This window comes from Brevibacillus fulvus (genome assembly GCF_016908525.1).
Taxonomy (GTDB): domain Bacteria; phylum Bacillota; class Bacilli; order Brevibacillales; family Brevibacillaceae; genus Brevibacillus_G; species Brevibacillus_G fulvus.
On record NZ_JAFBEB010000019.1, the window covers coordinates 1 to 18,131 of the forward strand.

General features: G+C 48.5%; 22 protein-coding genes and 1 other annotated feature. Of the genes, 1 reads left to right on the top strand and 21 read right to left on the bottom strand.

Annotation, left to right across the window (positions count from 1 at the left end; genetic code table 11):
* Positions 1–192: 192 nt before the first annotated feature.
* From spoVG to metG, 11 genes are all read right to left on the bottom strand, one after another.
* Positions 193–480, bottom strand: a complete 288-nt coding sequence (gene spoVG / locus JOD01_RS18095; protein ID WP_204519702.1) for a septation regulator SpoVG — start codon at positions 478–480, stop codon at positions 193–195.
* Positions 481–609: 129 nt separating this feature from the next.
* Positions 610–999 carry a RidA family protein gene (locus JOD01_RS18100; RefSeq protein WP_204519703.1) on the bottom strand — a complete coding sequence of 130 codons (390 nt, stop codon included), beginning with the start codon at positions 997–999 and terminating at the stop codon, positions 610–612.
* 6 nt (positions 1,000–1,005) lie between these two features.
* Positions 1,006–1,833: a pur operon repressor gene (gene purR / locus JOD01_RS18105; protein ID WP_204519704.1), complete on the bottom strand. Its 828-nt coding sequence runs from the start codon at positions 1,831–1,833 to the stop codon at positions 1,006–1,008.
* A 55-nt stretch (positions 1,834–1,888) separates the two neighbouring features.
* The gene (gene ispE, locus JOD01_RS18110) at positions 1,889–2,767 is read right to left on the bottom strand and encodes a 4-(cytidine 5'-diphospho)-2-C-methyl-D-erythritol kinase (protein WP_204519756.1); all 879 of its coding nucleotides are present in this window, start codon (positions 2,765–2,767) and stop codon (positions 1,889–1,891) included.
* 148 nt (positions 2,768–2,915) lie between these two features.
* Positions 2,916–3,098: a small, acid-soluble spore protein, alpha/beta type gene (locus JOD01_RS18115; RefSeq protein ID WP_204519705.1), complete on the bottom strand. Its 183-nt coding sequence runs from the start codon at positions 3,096–3,098 to the stop codon at positions 2,916–2,918.
* A 109-nt stretch (positions 3,099–3,207) separates the two neighbouring features.
* A complete protein-coding gene (gene veg, locus JOD01_RS18120) occupies positions 3,208–3,480 on the bottom strand; it encodes a biofilm formation stimulator Veg (RefSeq protein WP_204519706.1) in 273 nt (90 codons plus the stop codon).
* A gap of 204 nt (positions 3,481–3,684) precedes the next feature.
* Positions 3,685–4,578 (bottom strand): 16S rRNA (adenine(1518)-N(6)/adenine(1519)-N(6))-dimethyltransferase RsmA, encoded by an 894-nt coding sequence (gene rsmA, locus JOD01_RS18125; RefSeq protein WP_204519707.1) that lies wholly within the window; start codon positions 4,576–4,578, stop codon positions 3,685–3,687.
* Positions 4,575–5,129 (bottom strand): ribonuclease M5, encoded by a 555-nt coding sequence (gene rnmV, locus JOD01_RS18130; protein WP_204519708.1) that lies wholly within the window; start codon positions 5,127–5,129, stop codon positions 4,575–4,577. Before rnmV ends, rsmA begins: the two co-directional genes overlap by 4 nt.
* Positions 5,130–5,293: 164 nt before the next feature.
* Positions 5,294–6,394 (bottom strand): 3D domain-containing protein, encoded by a 1,101-nt coding sequence (locus tag JOD01_RS18135; RefSeq protein ID WP_204519709.1) that lies wholly within the window; start codon positions 6,392–6,394, stop codon positions 5,294–5,296.
* 341 nt (positions 6,395–6,735) lie between these two features.
* Positions 6,736–7,503, bottom strand: a complete 768-nt coding sequence (locus JOD01_RS18140) for a TatD family hydrolase (RefSeq protein ID WP_204519710.1) — start codon at positions 7,501–7,503, stop codon at positions 6,736–6,738.
* 21 nt (positions 7,504–7,524) lie between these two features.
* Positions 7,525–9,555, bottom strand: a complete 2,031-nt coding sequence (metG, locus tag JOD01_RS18145) for a methionine--tRNA ligase (protein ID WP_204519711.1) — start codon at positions 9,553–9,555, stop codon at positions 7,525–7,527.
* 84 nt (positions 9,556–9,639) lie between these two features.
* Positions 9,640–9,889, bottom strand: a binding site (T-box leader).
* 421 nt (positions 9,890–10,310) lie between these two features.
* Here metG and JOD01_RS18150 point away from each other — a divergent pair.
* Positions 10,311–10,559 carry an AbrB/MazE/SpoVT family DNA-binding domain-containing protein gene (locus JOD01_RS18150; RefSeq protein WP_204519712.1) on the top strand — a complete coding sequence of 83 codons (249 nt, stop codon included), beginning with the start codon at positions 10,311–10,313 and terminating at the stop codon, positions 10,557–10,559.
* Positions 10,560–10,629: 70 nt separating this feature from the next.
* Here the strand turns inward: JOD01_RS18150 and rsmI are convergent, their stop codons facing one another.
* The 10 genes from rsmI to JOD01_RS18200 all read right to left on the bottom strand — a co-directional run bounded on the left by rsmI (position 10,630) and on the right by JOD01_RS18200 (position 18,037).
* Positions 10,630–11,556 (bottom strand): 16S rRNA (cytidine(1402)-2'-O)-methyltransferase, encoded by a 927-nt coding sequence (rsmI, locus tag JOD01_RS18155; RefSeq protein WP_204519713.1) that lies wholly within the window; start codon positions 11,554–11,556, stop codon positions 10,630–10,632.
* Positions 11,531–11,854 (bottom strand): GIY-YIG nuclease family protein, encoded by a 324-nt coding sequence (locus JOD01_RS18160; RefSeq protein ID WP_204519714.1) that lies wholly within the window; start codon positions 11,852–11,854, stop codon positions 11,531–11,533. The genes rsmI and JOD01_RS18160 overlap by 26 nt, the downstream gene beginning before the upstream one ends.
* Positions 11,829–12,596: a tRNA1(Val) (adenine(37)-N6)-methyltransferase gene (locus JOD01_RS18165; RefSeq protein WP_204519715.1), complete on the bottom strand. Its 768-nt coding sequence runs from the start codon at positions 12,594–12,596 to the stop codon at positions 11,829–11,831. Before JOD01_RS18165 ends, JOD01_RS18160 begins: the two co-directional genes overlap by 26 nt.
* Positions 12,597–12,679: 83 nt before the next feature.
* The gene (gene yabA / locus JOD01_RS18170; protein ID WP_204519716.1) at positions 12,680–13,057 is read right to left on the bottom strand and encodes a DNA replication initiation control protein YabA; all 378 of its coding nucleotides are present in this window, start codon (positions 13,055–13,057) and stop codon (positions 12,680–12,682) included.
* Between the two features lie 35 nt (positions 13,058–13,092).
* Positions 13,093–13,911 (bottom strand): PSP1 domain-containing protein, encoded by an 819-nt coding sequence (locus tag JOD01_RS18175; RefSeq protein WP_204519717.1) that lies wholly within the window; start codon positions 13,909–13,911, stop codon positions 13,093–13,095.
* Positions 13,912–13,914: 3 nt separating this feature from the next.
* Positions 13,915–14,895, bottom strand: coding sequence for a DNA polymerase III subunit delta' (gene holB, locus JOD01_RS18180; protein WP_204519718.1), 981 nt, complete (start codon positions 14,893–14,895; stop codon positions 13,915–13,917).
* A 13-nt stretch (positions 14,896–14,908) separates the two neighbouring features.
* Positions 14,909–15,355, bottom strand: a complete 447-nt coding sequence (locus JOD01_RS18185) for a YaaR family protein (RefSeq protein WP_204519719.1) — start codon at positions 15,353–15,355, stop codon at positions 14,909–14,911.
* Between the two features lie 50 nt (positions 15,356–15,405).
* A complete protein-coding gene (locus JOD01_RS18190) occupies positions 15,406–15,735 on the bottom strand; it encodes a cyclic-di-AMP receptor (protein ID WP_204519720.1) in 330 nt (109 codons plus the stop codon).
* A 143-nt stretch (positions 15,736–15,878) separates the two neighbouring features.
* Positions 15,879–16,514, bottom strand: a complete 636-nt coding sequence (tmk, locus tag JOD01_RS18195) for a dTMP kinase (protein ID WP_204519721.1) — start codon at positions 16,512–16,514, stop codon at positions 15,879–15,881.
* A 47-nt stretch (positions 16,515–16,561) separates the two neighbouring features.
* Positions 16,562–18,037 carry an aminotransferase class I/II-fold pyridoxal phosphate-dependent enzyme gene (locus tag JOD01_RS18200; RefSeq protein WP_204519722.1) on the bottom strand — a complete coding sequence of 492 codons (1,476 nt, stop codon included), beginning with the start codon at positions 18,035–18,037 and terminating at the stop codon, positions 16,562–16,564.
* Positions 18,038–18,131 lie beyond the last annotated feature (94 nt).

Consider the following 18,131-nt stretch of genomic DNA (forward strand, 5'->3'; position numbering starts at 1 on the left):
ATATTCCATCACTCTTTCAATTCATTGTTACCGTATAATTCGGCAACACCGTGGGAAAAGCCTGCTTAGGCGGACTTTTTCACCGGACTTTTAGAGAAAATAAAAGTCATCAGACTCCATTTGGAATCTGATGACTTTCGGCAGTGAGTTTCTTCAGAAGTGAAGTTGGTTTTGGTGTTTGTCCTGATGGTATTAGGCGCCAGCTTCAATCGTGCTGTCTTCTTCCAATCCAACACGATCATATTCTGCCAATACTGCTGCTTGGATCTTTTCGCGCGTGGCCGATGAGATTGGATGGGCAATATCGCGGAATTCGCCATCCGGCGTGCGTTTGCTGGGCATGGCGACAAACATGCCATTGTTGCCGTCAATCACACGGATATCATGAACCACAAATTCATGGTCGATGGTAATAGAAGCAATAGCTTTCATTCTTCCATCGGTATTTACGCGGCGAAGTCTAACGTCTGTTACTTCCATCAAGTTCACTCCCTTTATCTATACAGCGTTTTGTAATACTTCCACATGCTGGGTAAATATTCCTTCTTCACTTCCGAAAAAATGTAAAAAAATCGTAACGATTTTTCCAACATTCTTCTGAAACCGCTACTATTCTCCCAAATATGCGATGATTTCGATCTCAACTTTGACATCCTTCGGCAACCGAGCGACTTCGACAGTGGAGCGAGCCGGTTGATGCGAACCGAAATATTGTCCATAAATCTCGTTTAAGCGGGCAAAATCATTCATATCTTTAATAAAGACAGTCGCTTTTACTACTTGCGACAGTGACCCTCCGGCCTCAGCCAGGATCGCTTGCAAATTTTGGAACACCTGATGGGTTTGCGCTTCGATGTCGCCTTCCACCAAACTGCCATCAGCTCGCAGAGGGATTTGCCCGGAAGTAAACAAAAACGGCCCTACTTTTGTCGCCTGACTGTACGGACCAATGGCTGCCGGAGCCTGTTCGGTTGCAATGACAGAAATTTGCTTGCTCATCAATGATCATCCTTCCACGGTAAAATAGCTGCCTAGTTCCAGCGCAATTTGCTTTTCTTTCAAATCTACTTCCTGCAGTTTGGCCAATGAGATATATTCGTCGACCAATCTTTCGGACACATCGGCTGTTTCTACCAAAACACCGCAGCCAACGACCGTTGCCCGGAACTCCTGCAACAGGTCAATCATGCCTCTGACAGTTCCGCCCGCTTTCATAAAATCGTCGACGATCAGCACCCGGGACTGTTCGGCCAGCGCACGACGGGCCAATGACATCGTTTGGATGCGTTTGCTGGAGCCGGAAACATAATTGATGCTTACAACAGACCCTTCCGTTACCTTGTTGTCCCGTCTGACAATCACAACCGGTTTATTCAAATACGCAGCCGTCGCATAAGCAAGCGGAATCCCCTTGGTCTCCACCGTCATCACTACATCAGCTTCTTTGTCAGCAAACACTGTAGCAAACAACTTGCCGATCAGCTGCAATGTCCCAGGGTCGCCCAAAATATCGGACATATACAGATAACCTCCGGGCAGCAACCGCTCCGGTTTGGCCAACTGTTCCAACAAGCCGTGCATAAATTGTTCCGCTTGTTTCAATCCGAGCTGCGGAATGTATTTGACACCGCCGGCTGCCCCGGCGACCGTTTTGAGCACGCCGATCCCCTGCTCCTCAAACGCCTCTTTGATGATCGACAAATCTTCGCTGATCGACGACTTGGCCGAACCGTATTCTTCCGAAAAGAAAGTGAGCGGGATCAAGGTATGAGGATGCGCCAGCAAATACTGGGTCATATCGACCAACCGCGCGCTCCTACGCAACTTTTTCATGAGTACTCCTCCAAAACCCGAATATTTTATGTAAATGTACCATTATCGTACGGATTTAATCAAGTACGTCCGTTTCGTTGCCGCCCAAAATGCGTGCCGCATATACATCTTTCACAAAGCCGCGCAAAGCATTGTAAAGACGCTGTGCCTTCATCTCTTTTTGGACGAGCGCGTATACGGTTGGCCCACTGCCCGACATCAGCACACCTTCAGCTCCGGTTGCCAACATCAGCTCTTTGATTTGCCGGACTTGAGGATACAGTTTCATCGTTACCTCTTCCAGAACGTTGCCCAAGCTTTGGCACATCATCGAGAAATTTTGCTCTTCTATCGCCCTGATCATGTTGTCGGTAGCGGGATGTGCCTTGATTTCGTTTACACGCAAGCCGCCATATACATCTGCAGTGGATACCCCTACCGGCGGTTTGGCCAGTACAACCCAGCAAGGAGCCGGACTGCTTAACGGAATCAGTTTCTCTCCTCGGCCTTTGGCCAAAGCGGTGCCGCCGTAAAGACAGAAGGGAACGTCGGAACCTATCTCCGCTCCGATCTGAGCCAGCTCTTCCATCGACAGTCCCAGATTCCACAAACGGTTCAAACCTCGCAGAGCAGCTGCGGCATCGCTGCTGCCGCCCGCAAGGCCCGCTGCAACAGGTATTTTCTTATCTATGTAAATCCGAACGCCTTTTTTGACACGGTATCGCTCTTTCAACAAATAAGCCGCTTTAAAAGCATGGTTACGAATATCATCCGGAACAAAACTGGCAGAGCAATCCAATCTAATCTCATCGTGATCGAGCGGGATCAGATCCACCCGATCCGCCAGATCAACAGTAGTCATCACCATTTCAACTTCGTGATAACCATCGGGACGTTTATAAAGCACGTCCAACGTTAAATTAATTTTGGCTGGCGCTTTGACCGAGACCCGCAAATTGTTCACCTCTGCCTACATACTCCATGTTCTAGTCTCTTATTGTATCATAGGAATATTCTCCCATGCTAGTTCCTCCAAAAAATATGGCCACACTGACGTGCCGACGCAAAAAAGCCGGGTTCCCCCGGCCTGGTCATCAGCGAGATTATTTGGTGTTCTGCTTGGCCAATGCTTCCTCGGCAATCTGGATAGCGCGTTTCACCAGGTTTCCGGCATCACGAGTTGTGATGCTGCCCCACCCTTCATTCTTCACGGTGTCGTATATCCCCAGTTCTTTGGCTAATTCCATCTTCAACTGCTCGGACATGATGCCTCGTCTGCGACCCATCGCCAACATCCTCCTTTTCTCGCTGACAACGGTTAGTATGTGCGGTTTAAAAGAAAAAAACCGCTCTAATCAGCCATAACGACCTTCATAGAGCGGTTCCTAAGAAAAACTACTGTTGAATAAACGTAATGCGAATGTGCTCATCTTCTCTGCACACCATTAATTCGACTGTTTCAGTAAGAATGTCAGCATAGCTGTAAGAGACCCGTTCGAACAACTGGTCATCATCCAGCTTAACAACAAACACTGATGGATAAGTTTCCTCGAGGATGCCCGTTCTTTCAACGGTCTTGCGGCGACCGCCATTGGCCCGAAGCAAGATACGCTCACCAATGTGCTCGTCCAAACTGCGCTTGATATCAAGTAACGCGTTTCTAGCCATTGTTCCATCCACCTCGCTTGTTTTTATTATAACAGCCTACAGTTATTTTGTCAAAGAAATTTAAAATTATAGCAACCAGATTGAGTTTTTGTCAACGGGATTTTTTTCGTGAAAGCCGTTGACATTTGTCGATTTCTCAGTTTGGGTTTCTATGCAAAAAAAGACCCCTCATTTTTTCTGCTGAAAAATGAGGGGTCAGCTCGTTTACGGGAGTAATTTGGCGGCAAAAATCTCATTGCTAAGTCGAGCAAACTCTTCAATCGAGAGAGTCTCTCCGCGCCGCTCCGGTTCTATTTCAACTCGTTTCAACAACTGTACTACTTGTTCCTTTTGTTCTTTTGCAAAGAGCTGCCCGACCAGATTATTGATCAATGTCTTTCTGCGTTGGGCGAAGCTGGCGCGAACCACCTGGAAAAACAGCTTCTGATCCGCCACTTCCACCGGGGGTTTTTCCCTCACCGCCAGTTTGATTACCGCTGAATCCACGTTCGGTTTCGGCACAAAAACACTGGCGGGCACAACCATCGCCACTTCAGTCTCTGCATAAAACTGTGCGGCTACGCTTAACGAGCCGTAATCTTTACTGCCTGGTTTTGCTGCAATCCGGTCCGCCACTTCCTTTTGGATCATGACCACAATATTTTCAAGCGGCAGCCGCTCTTCCAGCAGCTTCATCAGAATCGGGGTTGTCACATAATAGGGAAGGTTGGCCACCACGCTGATCTTCTCGTAATGACTCAACTGATCACGGATTAACTGATGCAAATCCAGCTTCAATACATCTCCGTGAACGACACGGAAATTATCGTACGGTGCCAGTGTCTCTTCGAGAATCGGCAAAAGCCGCTGGTCGATTTCGATGGAAACGACCTGACCGGCTTTACGGCACAATTGCTCGGTCAAAGCGCCGATTCCCGGCCCAACCTCAATCGCCGCCTTTGCTTTCGTCAACTCCGCAGCAGAAACGATATTATGGAGGATATTGGTATCAATCAAAAAGTTTTGCCCAAGACTTTTCTTGAACGAAAAGCCGTACTTTTCGAGGATTTGTCTGGTGCGGGTGGGAGTTGCAATATCTTTATCCGCATATTGGCTCACTTCGTTGTATCCCCCTTGTCGATCCTGTCCATGGCATCGATAAACTCTTCCCGGCTGATCTGGAAAGCATTTAAACGATGCAACAGCTGCTTGGCATTGGCATACCCAACGCCGAGGATCTCTCCCAGTTTCAATCGTCGTTGCTTGGAATCTGGACCAGAGGTTAACCCAAACGCCACCATATCGTCTGCTGTGATTTGTCCCGCCGATTCCGCCATCTCCGTCCGCACCTCAGAAAGCGCTCGAATGATCACCTCGGGAGAAGCGTTCTCCACACCGATGTCACCTTTCTTGGTACCTTCCGCCTGGTTGATAAATGCATGTTTGCAGCCCGGGACCTCGCGGCTGATGATCTTGCGGATGCGCTCTCCCTGGTAATCAGGGTCGGTGAAAATGATGACTCCTCTCTTTTCCTGAGCCAATTTAATCTTGCGGATGGTACCGGCGTTGATTGCCGATCCGCCGGTTTCAATCGTATCCGCATTTACAGCACGTTTAATAGCAGCCGTATCATCTCTGCCTTCCACTACAATAAGCTCTTTGATTTTCATCTGTCCTGCTCCTGTTTCCAGTTGATCTACCTTAGTTTCCCGAAAAGCGCCGTTTTTTTTCACTTTAAACGTAACGTTTCCCAACCAAAATTCGTCTAATTAATTAAACAGCTTACCATACCGCCCATTAAAACAAAAGACAGGGAGCAACCCCCTGTCCCCTGTCAGTCGGGCTTTTGCGGCCCGATAATATAGACTGTCTTACTTCGCTTTCGTCCAAACTGTACTGCTTCTGCATGATTATCGAAGAACACGTCAATTTTATTGCCATTGACAGAACCGCCGGTATCCTCTGCATGTCTGAATCCGATCCCTTCGATATATACCCACCAACCAAGTGGGATGACATCGGGATCGACGGCGATCGTTCTTCCTTCTACTGCCTTGACGCCTGTTGCCGTACGTCCATATCCTGGAGAATTCGGACTTTTTCCTCCCCCGGCCGGCGTATATGCCGTCAAGGTGACATTGTTCAATACCCGTTTTGGCCTAAACACCTTGCCGCCGCGGGAAACAATTCCTGCTGCTGCAACAACTTGTTTTGCTGTTACTGCGGTCTTGCTGGCAGCCACTGCCGGAGCTGCACCAACCGCAATGATTTTATCGCTTTTCGGTGTTATTACCTCTGTTTTTACTAATTCGCGGGCTATTTCTTTCCCGTTGGCCATCTGAAGCTTATAATGCAGCACCGCTTTCCCCGGCTGGCCATTCTGCAAGATTCGCGTCTCTCCTTTTGTCAAAGTTGGATCGCTCTTGCGAATTTCCTGAAAAGGTACCTCTTGCGTAACTTGAACCACTTTTTCGGCGATTCGGGTGATGCTGATTTTCGTATCCTTGGATACGGTGGAGGTTAACGCCGGTTCCACTTTATCGTTTGCCCCCAGCGTAATTCCCGCATCTCTCAGTACACCAGCAACATCCTTGCTACGTGTATGTACCTTCTTCGTCTGTCCATCGACTTGGACAGCCACTTCCCAGCTCGTATGCAACTCGATCACTAATGCGTCTGTAAGCTTCGTTTCCGGCTTTGGATTCAACACATCGGTTTCATTAACAGGTATTTTTTGTTCGGAGAGAAACTCTCCAACGGTATTCGCTTCTGTCTGAAATTGTTTTGTCACTCCGTCAAGATTTAACGTTACCTGTTTTGGCTGGGTAGTCAGGATAGAGAGGCAGCTTACGACGGATAACAACAGAAGGGCTAGTCCGCATGCAGCAACGATCAATAGCCGCTTGTGTGTCATCCAGATCTTGCTTAACTCCATTTCCCACACTCCTTTGTCATTGTGAAAGGGAGCAACCCTTCCAAATCAAGCCAGACTTTGGGTAATGAGACAGTCGTTATGATTTTATGCAACTTTTGTCCCCTTGTCAAATCGGCAGTATCTTTCTTAAAAACTAAGTATTACATTAGCAAACCAAAATTGCGAATGATAGGGGGTTTCTGTCGACGCTCTCTGTCGAGTGTGGTTTTTCGTTCGACATTGTCCAGTCTATGCGAAAGTTATTTCATCCAGAACCGCAGAAACGCACAAAAAGAAGAGACACCCCCTCTCCGCTGAAAATAAAAAAGAGAGCACGCTGTTGTTCGTGCTCTCTCATTGCTTTAAGGTAACCGATAGACGGTCCTTGCGTTTTCTGACGTAATTTTCGCCAATTCCTCATAGGAAAGTCCGTGAATTTCAGCCAGTTGTTCCGCTACATAGCGAACGTATGCCGATTCATTGCGTTTCCCTCGAAACGGATGAGGTGTCAAATAGGGCGAATCCGTTTCGATCAAAAGACGATCCAACGGAACTTTGGCCGCAACTTCTTTCGGTTGCTTGGCATTTTTGAAGGTGACCGGCCCGCCGAATGAAATGAAAAAATTCATATCCAACGCAAGTTTGGCTGTTTCCCAGCTGCCGGAGAAGCAGTGCATAATCCCGCCGACATCACCAGCCTTTTCTTCCCGCAAAATCTGTATTACATCTTGGTGCGCTTCCCGATTATGAATAACGATTGGCTTTTGAAGCTTGCGCGCCAGACGGATTTGTTTGCGGAAGACTTCAGCCTGGACGTCACGCGGCGATGTGTCCCAATGATAGTCGAGCCCCATCTCCCCGATTCCCACTACTTTGGGATGGCGCGTCAGTTCCTCAATCCAGTCAAGATGCTCGTCCTTCATATCTTTGGCATCAACCGGATGCCAACCAACCACCGCGTAAATGAAGTCATAAGTCTCGGCCAACCGGATCGTGCTGGGGATCGTCTCCGCATTGAATCCGATATTTACAATCGTCTTCACGCCATTCTCCAGCGCTCGCGCAATCACCTCGTCGCGATCCTCCGCAAATTCCGGGGAGTCGAGGTGTGCATGTGTATCAATCAACAACGGTCTATTCCACCTTCCCGATTATTTTACGATAGCTCCGTTCGGCATGCTCGGATCGACCGTAGCCAACGTTAACTGATCGTTCACAGAAGCGGCGAGAATCATCCCTTGCGACAATTCGCCGCGCAATTTTACCGGCTTCAAGTTGGCGACTACGATTACCTTCTTGCCTACCATTTCCTCCGGTTTGTAATATTTGGCGATACCGGATACAACCTGGCGCTGTTCATAACCGAGGTCGAGTTGCAGTATCAGCAGTTTGTCCGCATTTGGATGTTTCTCACAAGCGGTAACCTGCGCGACCCGCAGCTCCACTTTGCCAAAATCGTCAATTCCGATTTCTTCTTTCGTATCGGCTGGTTTCACCGGTTCCTCCTTGGCTTGCGCGGTATTCGCATCTGCTGCAGCAGTGCCTGCGGCGAGCGCCTCTTGTTTCTTCTTGTTTTCTTCCGCTTGACGGCGCGCTTCCGCTGTCGATTCATCAATAAAAGCTAACTCTTGTTCAATATCCAGCCGCGGGAACAGTACCTCGCTGCGGTCAACCCGTTGACCAGCCGGCAACAATCCCCATTTCCCTGCCGAATCCCAGCTTTGCACTTCGGCGTGCTGTTCAATGCCCAATTGACGCCAAATGCGGGCTGGAGCCTTGGTCATGAACGGCTGGATCAATACGGAGATGATGCGAATGCTCTCTGCCAGGTTATACAGCACAGTCGCCAAACGCGGCTTGGTTTCCTCCGATTTGGCCAAGTTCCATGGCAGTGTCTCGTCAATGTATTTATTGGTTCGGCCAATCAATTCCCAAATATGGTCGAGCGCATTGCTAAACCGCATTTCGTCGAGGTGCCCTTCGACTGTGGCTTTTGTCTGTTCAGCCAGGGCAATCAGTTGATCATCATACTCTCCCGCCTGCGCCGGCGCCGGAATGATACCGTCGAAATATTTTTCAATCATGGCCGTTGTCCGGCTGACCAGGTTGCCGAGATCGTTGGCCAAATCAAAATTGAGTCGTTGAATAAAGATTTCCGGAGTAAATACCCCATCTTGTCCAAACGCGATTTCCCGCAGCAAGAAATAGCGAACCCCGTCGGAACCGTAACGGTCAATCAGCAGTTTCGGGTCAATGACGTTTCCTTTGGACTTGGACATTTTGCCGTCAGGCATCAGCAGCCATCCGTGGCCAAACACTTTCTTCGGCAAAGGAATATCAAGCGCCATCAACAAAATTGGCCAATAAATCGTATGAAAACGCAAAATATCTTTGCCGACCATGTGGACATCAGCAGGCCAGTAGCGATTATATTTGCTGTCGTCATCCGACAGATACCCCAAGGCGGTTATGTAGTTGGTCAATGCATCAATCCAGACATAGATGACATGCTTGGGGTCGCTCGGCACTTTTATGCCCCAGTCAAAAGTGCTCCGCGATACGCTCAAATCTTGCAATCCCGGTTTGAGGAAGTTGTTGATCATTTCGTTGCGCCGTGTTTCCGGTTGGATAAACTCGGGATGTTCCTCGATAAATTGCAACAATCTGTCTTGATATTTGGAGAGACGGAAAAAGTAATTTTGCTCTTTTACTTTCTTCACTTCGCGGCCACAGTCCGGACAGAAATACCCGTGATCGGTCTTGGCTTGCGTCTCCGTCCAAAAGGCTTCATCTGGCACACAGTAATATCCTTCGTATTCACCCAGGTAAATATCGCCTTGATCGAGCAACCGTTGGAAGATTTTTTGGACAATGAGTTCATGTCTGGGCTGGGTAGTGCGAATAAAATCATCGTAGGAAATATCGAGTTTCTGCCATAAGTCTTTAATCCAATCCACGATTGGATCGATAAATTGCAAAGGCTCAAGACCTTCGGCTGCGGCACGTTCTTGCAACTTTTGTCCGTGCTCATCCGTCCCTGTTAGAAAGTAAACATCATAACCCCGCAAACGTTTGTACCGGGCCAAAGCATCGGATGCGATGTTCGTGTAGGCATTCCCGATATGCAGCTTGTTGCTTGGATAATAAATCGGTGTCGTAATGTAATAAGTTGGTTTGCTCATTTGGGTTCCTCCCTACATAAAAAAACAGTTTTTGAGAAAAACAGGGCACGCGCGTACTGAGAAAATACAAAAAGCCCATCCCGTGATTGGGACGAGCTTGATTCTCGTGGTACCACCCAATTGCTCCACTCTCTCGCGAAAAGTGGACTTGGCAAGTCGCGGACGACCCCTCCTATAACGCAGGAAAAACGTTGCTAGCTTGCCAACGCTCAGCATTGGTTCACACGCAAAAACTCCGGGGCCATGTTCAACTAACGCGCTTATACCGGTTTGCAGCTACCCCGGCTCTCTGAAATAAGGCAGTTTCGTCTACTCTTCCCTTCATCGTCGTAAAAGTATCTACTTGTATAAATCTTATTTTACTCTACGACGTATACTTGTAAACCTGTTTCAGAAAAAAGCTGGAAAATTGCCAACGGCGCAGACCGCATAATAAAGAATTTTTTGTCGAAAAACCGACAATAATTCGACATAATTCGATGTTTTTTTCTTTCGGTTTTCGATTTGTTTACCAGTTATTATTTTCCATATGGCTGCGCAAAAAACCGCCGGCATTCAGGAAATTCCGTATGAATTCAAGTTATATTAGGCTTTCTAATAATTACCATTAAAAAGAATTGCAAATATTGTATTGACACCTCTGGGAATCGCTGGTATGATTTATTCAAACAAATTTTGTCGAATATTGACGATATTAACAGATATAAAGTCGCTTAAAATCGACAAGCGCTACTTTTAGAGAGGAGAACACTTACATGATGAAATCAACAGGTATTGTGAGAAAAGTAGACGAGTTAGGTCGTGTTGTGATTCCGATTGAATTGCGCCGCACATTGGGTATCGCTGAAAAGGATGCGCTGGAAATCTACGTTGACGGGGAACGGATTATTTTGAAAAAATACGAACCCGCTTGTATCTTTTGCGGAAATGCAGATCGCGTTTCTCATTTTAAAGGAAAAATCGTTTGTGAAGATTGCTTCAACGAAATGCCCGTTCGCAAGTAAGCGGCCGGCGCTGATGGTCTACATAAAAAAATGGGCAGGGAGCGATTCCCTGCCCATTTTTTTATGTTTTCTATGAATCTGCCGATGTCTCGTCTGCTTCTTCCGCTTCAGCGTTATGGTGATACTCGTAATATACTTCGCGCTTGGCCAGACCGCGATCCTCTGCAGTCTTCTTCACCGCTTCCTTGGTTGACATCCCTTGTGTGCAGTAGTGATCGACATGTTGTGGAATGCTCAACTCCTGCCACCAGCTGTTCTGTTGATCGGCTAAAGCGGACAACTGCTCAGCGGACGGTGACCAACCCGCAACCACCACGCAAAATTCCCCGCGGATTTCCCCGGTCCCTAGCCACTCGCTCAATTCGCTCAACGTCCCGCGGGCAAACTCCTCATACCGTTTTGTCAGTTCTCTGGCGATAACCGCTTCCCGATCCCCCCAGACCTCAAGCATCGCTTCCAATGTCTTGGCGATCCGATGCGGCGCTTCATAAAACAGCAGCGTCTCCGGATAACGTTGCAAGCGCACCAGTTCTTCCCGCCGCTCTTTTTTCTCGCGAGGCAAAAAACCGTAGAACAGGAAGCGCTCTGTGGGCAGACCGGAGGCAATTAAAGCGGTTAACGCGGCATTTGCTCCCGGAATCGGCACGACCGGATAACCAGCGGAAACGGCGTCTCTGACAAGGTCGGCTCCCGGATCGGAAATGGCCGGAAGTCCCGCATCACTCACCAGCGCTATTTTTTTGCCTTCCTCCAACAATTGGAGCAGACCGGCTCCACTTGCCGTTTTGTTATGCTCGTGATAGCTGACTGTCCGCTTTTCAATTTGAAAATGTGTCAACAATTTGCGTGTTTGCCTCGTATCTTCACATGCAATCAAGTCCACTTCGCGCAAAACCGCCAGCCCTCTGGCCGTCATATCGTCCAGATTGCCAATCGGCGTGGCAACGAGATACAGGATACCCGATTGATCGTTATGAAAGCTTCGCTGCACATTCATCCGTGTCCACATCCTTTAATTTTTCAAGGCCTTGCACTTTGACCAGCAGTTCCTTTTGTTCACGGGACAGCCGCTTGATCGCTTCCTCCCGCCTCTGTCCCCAGGAGCGGCTTTCTCCTTCTTCCATATAAACAAGTTTGACCGGCCCGCGCCCTCGTGTATATTTGGCTCCTCTGCCTGAGTTATGCTGATTGATTCGTCGAAGCAGTTCGGTCGTGTATCCGGTATAGTATGTATTATCCGCACATTGCAAAATGTATACAAAATGCCCTTTATGTGAGGGAATCCCGCTTTCCATAGTAAATTTCCTGCAACTCCTCGCAATAAACCTCGCCATGGTCGTAGACGATCAATGGCGGCTGAATCCGCAATTCCGGCTTACCACCGCGAATTCCTTCGATCAGCATCATGTTCGGTTCCGCATCTTTGCGCGGATGCACAAACCGCAGACGTTTCGGTTCAATCCCATATGTCCGCATCAGCGAAATAATCTCGATTAAGCGAGTCGCCCGATGGACAATGGCAATCTTTCCTCCGTTTTTGGCCAGTTGGCTGCTGACTCGAATCACGTCCTCCAAATTCAGCAAAACTTCATGGCGAGCCAAGCGTTTATGGATATTCTCGTTCTTCTCGCCGCCATTATCCGGCATATAGGGAGGATTGCACGTGATCAAGTCAAACTGCCCATGGCCGAACAGTTTTACCGCCTCCTTCACATCCCCGTGCACCAGCTTGATTCGCTCCTCCAGACCGTTCAGCTTCACGCTGCGACACGCCATATCATACAGTCGCTCCTGAATCTCGATGCCGTGAAAAACCGCTTCGCCTGACCGTGTGCTCATAATCAAGGGAATCGCCCCATTGCCCGTACACAAATCTACTACGCGTCCCCGGTGGGGTACGGAGGCAAATCTCCCCAAGAGCACAGCATCCATGGAAAAGCAAAACACTTCATGGCTTTGAATGATTTTCAGATTGTGCGTCAACAAGTCATCAATCCGCTCGGTCTCCCGCAAGGTGACATCATGTTCCCAATTCATACAATGAGCGCTCCTTTGTTGGCTGCTGTTCAGAAAAAGCGACCTGTCCTTCCGCAAGGTTCAGGTCGCTTTGATTATTTTGCTTATTTACTGGTTCCTCCGCTGAGAAAAGAAAGACAAAACAAACAGTCTCCCTCTTTGCGCAAGCTTCCGTAATGTACGTTGCAGATATGAAATCCTTCTGCGTACAACCGCGCCAGGTTGTCGTAACCTTCACCGACGACAACCTTCTTCTCCCTCCGCTTCTCGGCAGGAGATGTTTTCAGCTTCTGATCTTGCGGCTTCGCACTTGCTTCTTTCGTTTCAATCCGGTTTCGGAGATGTTGATTCTCAACATGAAGCGCTGCATTTTCCTCCATCAGATTGACGATCACATCTTTCAGTTCTCCGATTTCCCGATACAAATCACCAATTCGTTCTTCTATACTCGCCATCTTGACGAAGATCTCACGTTTATCCACGTCTTCACCCCATCTCCGGACCGATGCACTTACACTCAATCTATCACTTCTGGAAATCCTACAACAATTTCATCAAGGGCAAATTCCAATATGCGAGTTGTCTCGTTTAATTCGATTTGAGCTGTCGAATCAAGAATATTAACAGAGACTACTTTTCCTAATCCCAACGGTGTAGTTACCACCGTACCCAAATCAGGCAGTTCCTCTTTCGTAGCCTCGTAGTTGTCGTTTTCATATTTCAAACAGCACATTAAGCGTCCACACAAACCGGATATTTTGGCCGGATTTAACGAAAGATTTTGATCCTTGGCCATTTTAATCGAAACTGGCTCAAAATCGCCGAGAAACGTTGAGCAACAAAGCAAACGGCCGCAGGGTCCAATGCCTCCCAGCATTTTCGCCTCATCGCGAACGCCGATTTGTCTCAGTTCAATACGCGTCCGGAAAACGGCAGCAAGGTCTTTGACCAGTTCCCGAAAATCAACTCTTCCGTCTGCGGTAAAGTAAAAAATGATTTTATTCCGGTCAAATGTATATTCGACATCAACCAGTTTCATCTCAAGATTGTGCTCTTTAATTTTTGTTTGGCAAATGGCAAAGGCGTTTTTGGCGGCCTGCTTGTTTTCTTCTACTTTCAACGCATCCCGCTGATCCGCAATGCGAATCACTTTCTTTAAAGGCAAGACGACATCGTTTTCCGATACGCTCTTTTGTCCGACGACCACTTTTCCGTACTCGATTCCTCTGGCCGTCTCGACAATCACATGCGAATCCTTTTCAATTACCAGCGAATCGGGATCAAAATAATAAATTTTTCCCGCCTTTTTGAATCGTACACCTACAACCTCATACAAACATTATCCCTCCTGGATTTGAAGAACCAACCGCTCCAACGCCAATTGGGGACTGGCGTTTCGCTCTATCCGATTTTTCGTATCCATGACCACTTCCATTGCGTGCAAAAGCTCTGCTTTGGTCCAAGCCAAGGCCTGTCCTTGAAGCACATCCTGTTGGTCGCTATTGATGAGATAAGCGAGTCTTCCAACTTGCACGTATAAAATATCGCGAAGCCAAAGGATGAGCAAATCCAGAAAGAGGGGCAGTTCCTCCTTTAATCGATCATTTTTTTGCCAAAAATCTTGTATAGTAAACAACACCGTTGAATTCGGCATCTTGATATCCTGAATTAATTGTATCATTATATTTCGGAGCTGTGCAAACCATTCTGACTGGCTAAGCGCCCGCGCCTCATCCAAATATGTTGTTATTTGGGAAGCTGCTTTGGCCATACCTTCCGCGATTCCCTCTGCTCGCAGCTTGTCTGCGATCCAGTCAGGAGGCAACGGCGAAAAAGAAACCAGCTGACACCGCGACAAGATGGTCGACAACAGCGCATGGCTGTTTTCCGTAAGCAAAATCGCGATCACTCCGGAAGGCGGTTCTTCCAAAAACTTCAGCAAGCTGTTTGCTGCCTGTACGGTCATCTTGTCAATATGTTCAATAATGTATACCTTATAAAAAGACTCTACCGACCGCATTGCCATTTCCTTTTGCAAGGCGCGGATCTGGTCGATCTTGATCGAGGCCCCATCGGGAGTAATAATATGGACGTCAGAGTGATTCCCGGCATCAATACGACGGCATTGCAGGCACGCGCCGCATGCATCTCCCTTGTTTTCCGTGCAGAACAGTGATTTGGCCAGATGCAAAGCCATCCGCATTTTACCGGAACCTCTCGGACCAGCAAACAGATAAGCGTGAGCCAACCGATCGTTGCGCAAGCTGGCGGCCAACAGTTCGGCTACCCTCGGCTGTTCAGCGAATTTCTTCCATGTCATCTTTTTTTCCTGCCTAAAAATACAGATTTATTAACAGTCCGCGAATTTCGCCGATCCGTGCCAACAAATCGATCGTGGGAGCCTGTTCAGCCAGCAGCTGATCGGCCATCTCCAACAACTGACCATCGACTTCCTTGATAATTTTATACAAGCGGCTTCTGCCGCGTCGGTTGACGCCGCGCCGATCGTCGAGGGCGACACCATATCTGACGGCTTCTTCCATGAATCGCTTGACCAGCGCTTTATATTGATAAAAATCGCGGACGGAACGGGAACGGGCGAGGAGCTGTCCCTGTCTGTCAATATCGTTAAGAAGTTTTGTTATCCGCTCTTCCGACATCCGCTGGTCTTCGCTTGAGACCAAATCACCAAAACTTACCTTCTCCAGATGTTGGTTTTTGCGCGGATCATTCGTTTTGACAGGCTCAATTTTTGCTCGCATTCCGTCACTAATCTTCATATTGCTACCTCCGCCGATTTCCGGTCACGAACCATCTCAAACTATAAGGATTAAAACGAATGGAATTGTTCCACGTCAAGCACGAACACAGCGGCACCGCCCACCTGGACTTCCAGCGGATAAGGCATAAAAGAATCAACTGCATTCCCTAGCGGAGATACTGGTGTTACCATCTGTTTTCGCGACTTGCAACTGTGCTGAATAATATCAATCACATCTGGTATCTTTTCATCAGTGGTTCCCACCAGAAATGTGGTGTTCCCCGCACGCAAAAAGCCACCCGTACTTGCTAGTCTGGTTGCCCGATAACCTTTTTTTACCAGCATTTGTGATAAACGCGCGCTGTCCTTGTCCTGTACCACGGCAATCACCATTTTCATTGTATCTCACCCTTTCCGCTTTGTTTATGTTACTTTCTGGGAAGCAGGATACTGTAATGACTTTTGATATATTTATGTCGGCTGTGCTCCAAGTGAAACTGATCTATTGATAATATTATACAGCATGTACATAGTAAATTTGATTAAAACATTTTTAAACGGTGCCTGAGGATGTTTCGAACTTCTGCGATGACATCGTCAAGCGGCTGATTTGCCTTGATCACCTGAATACGCTCGGGGAACCTTTCCACCAGTCGCAAGTATCCCTCGCGCACCCGATGATGGAAAGCCAAACCTTCCAGGTCAAGCCGGTTTATCTCCCGCTGCTTGTTCGCATGTATCCGCGCCAAGCCTTCCTCCGGCAAAATATCAAAATACAAGGTCAAATCGGGCATATGCTGTTCAATCGCAAACTGATTAATTGCGAACACTTCCTCTACGCCCAATTCTCTGGCAAACCCTTGGTAGGCAAGACTGCTGTCAATAAACCGATCGCACAGTACAATCTTGCCGGCTTCCAAAGCAGGAAGTACTTTTTCAACCAAGTGCTGTCTCCTTGCCGCTGCGTACAGGAGCGCTTCCGTGCGCGGGTCCATGCTGGTGTTTTTTTTATCGAGGATAATCGCACGAATCTGTTCCGCGATCTCTATCCCACCCGGTTCTCGCGTCAGGACAGCGGCATACCCGCTATTTTTCAAATCTTGTTCAATCCGCTCCAGCACAGTGGTTTTGCCGGCGCCCTCGCCCCCTTCAACAGTGATAAATATCCCTTTATTCACACAGATCCCTCCAGCTGTTATCCATACTGCCATCACTCGAAAATTTGTTATTCAAGCACCCCGATCATCTGCAGGGAGGAATCATGTATCCCCTGGAATCTCGCACCGCCCTTGCGAAGTTCGCCCAACAGCGACAGCACGTCAGCGTCAATCCGTTCCCCTGGCACCAGCAGCGGAATCCCTGGCGGATAGGGGATGACCATTTCTCCACAAATGCAGTCTTCTGCTTCTTCCAACGGAACGAACCGTTTCTTTCGTTCAATCGCCTCATGCATCGGGACAAGCTGTACCCGCAAGAAATCGGAAGTCAGCACGCCCGTTTGAAAAATGACTGCCGGATTGCTCTCTGTCATCGGCAAGCAACTTTCCAAGGCTTGATACAGTTTGTCTAGGTCCTGTTGGCTGGTTCCGTAGGAAGCAACCAGCAGCAAATGCCGCAGTTCAGCCAATTCGGGATAAATTCCGTGCTCTTCCAATCTTGTTTGCAGCTGATATCCGTTCAGCTGTGCCGTCTGCAAACAGATTAACAGCTTGAGCGGATCAAGCGTAGTATAAACGCTGTTTCCCGTCATCTCCGCCAAACGGAGCCATGTCCACTGACGCAACCGCTCGCGCAGATGAGCCACATTGGCAAGCACCCGATCCAATGCTTTGGCCCCCTCCAGCACCATGTACCTTCTGGCCAAATCAAGCGACGCCATCAAAGGATAGGAAGGGCTCGATGATTGGAGCATGGACAAAATCCGGTAAAGTCGATCCCGATCCAACAAAGTTCCTTGTACATGCAGCATCGACGACATCGTCATCGCTGTCCCCATCTTATGAGTCGACTGCACCGCGGCATCAGCCCCCGCCTGCATCGCTGACTGCGGCAAAGCCGGATGGAGCCCGTAATGAGCACCATGCGCCTCATCAACGAGCAATGGCACACCGTGTCGGTGTACCGTCGCCGCCATTTTTTCCAGATCAATCCCCATACCGTAATAGGTCGGATTGGTCAAAAATACCGCTTTGGCATCGGGATGTGCCTGCAAAGCTCGTTCCACATCCTCACGCCGCAGACAGGCTGCCACTCCCGTCTCCAGATCAACCGCCGGCACGAGGAATACCGGTTCCGCCTGTGCCAAAATGATTCCATTGTAGACCGATTTATGACAGTTGCGTTGCACAATTATTTTTTCACCCGGTTTGCAAACCGCCATGATCAGCGCGATGTTGCCAACTGTACTCCCCCCGACAAGAAAACGGGTCTGCTCAGCGCCGAACGCCTCCGCTGCCAGCATCTGCGCCTCTTCAATGACTCCATCCGCATGATGCAAATCGTCCAAACCGGATATTTCCGTCAAATCAAGCGGCAACAATGTTTGAAACCGCGCTTTTCCTACACGGTCAAAACTGCGGCCCATTTTATGGCCAGGAACATGAAAGGGATGGGGATCACTTCCCGCATGGCGCTCCAGAGCCTCGTAAAGCGGGGCACGCAGCTGTCTTTGAAAAAATGATGTTTCTTCTCGCCGTTCCATTGCTCCCGACCTCCTGCTATCTTTCCTGATCCATTGTAACATGAAGCACAGCGGTTTTGATGCCATCCAACTCGAAAAAGGACACCGGGCGCCC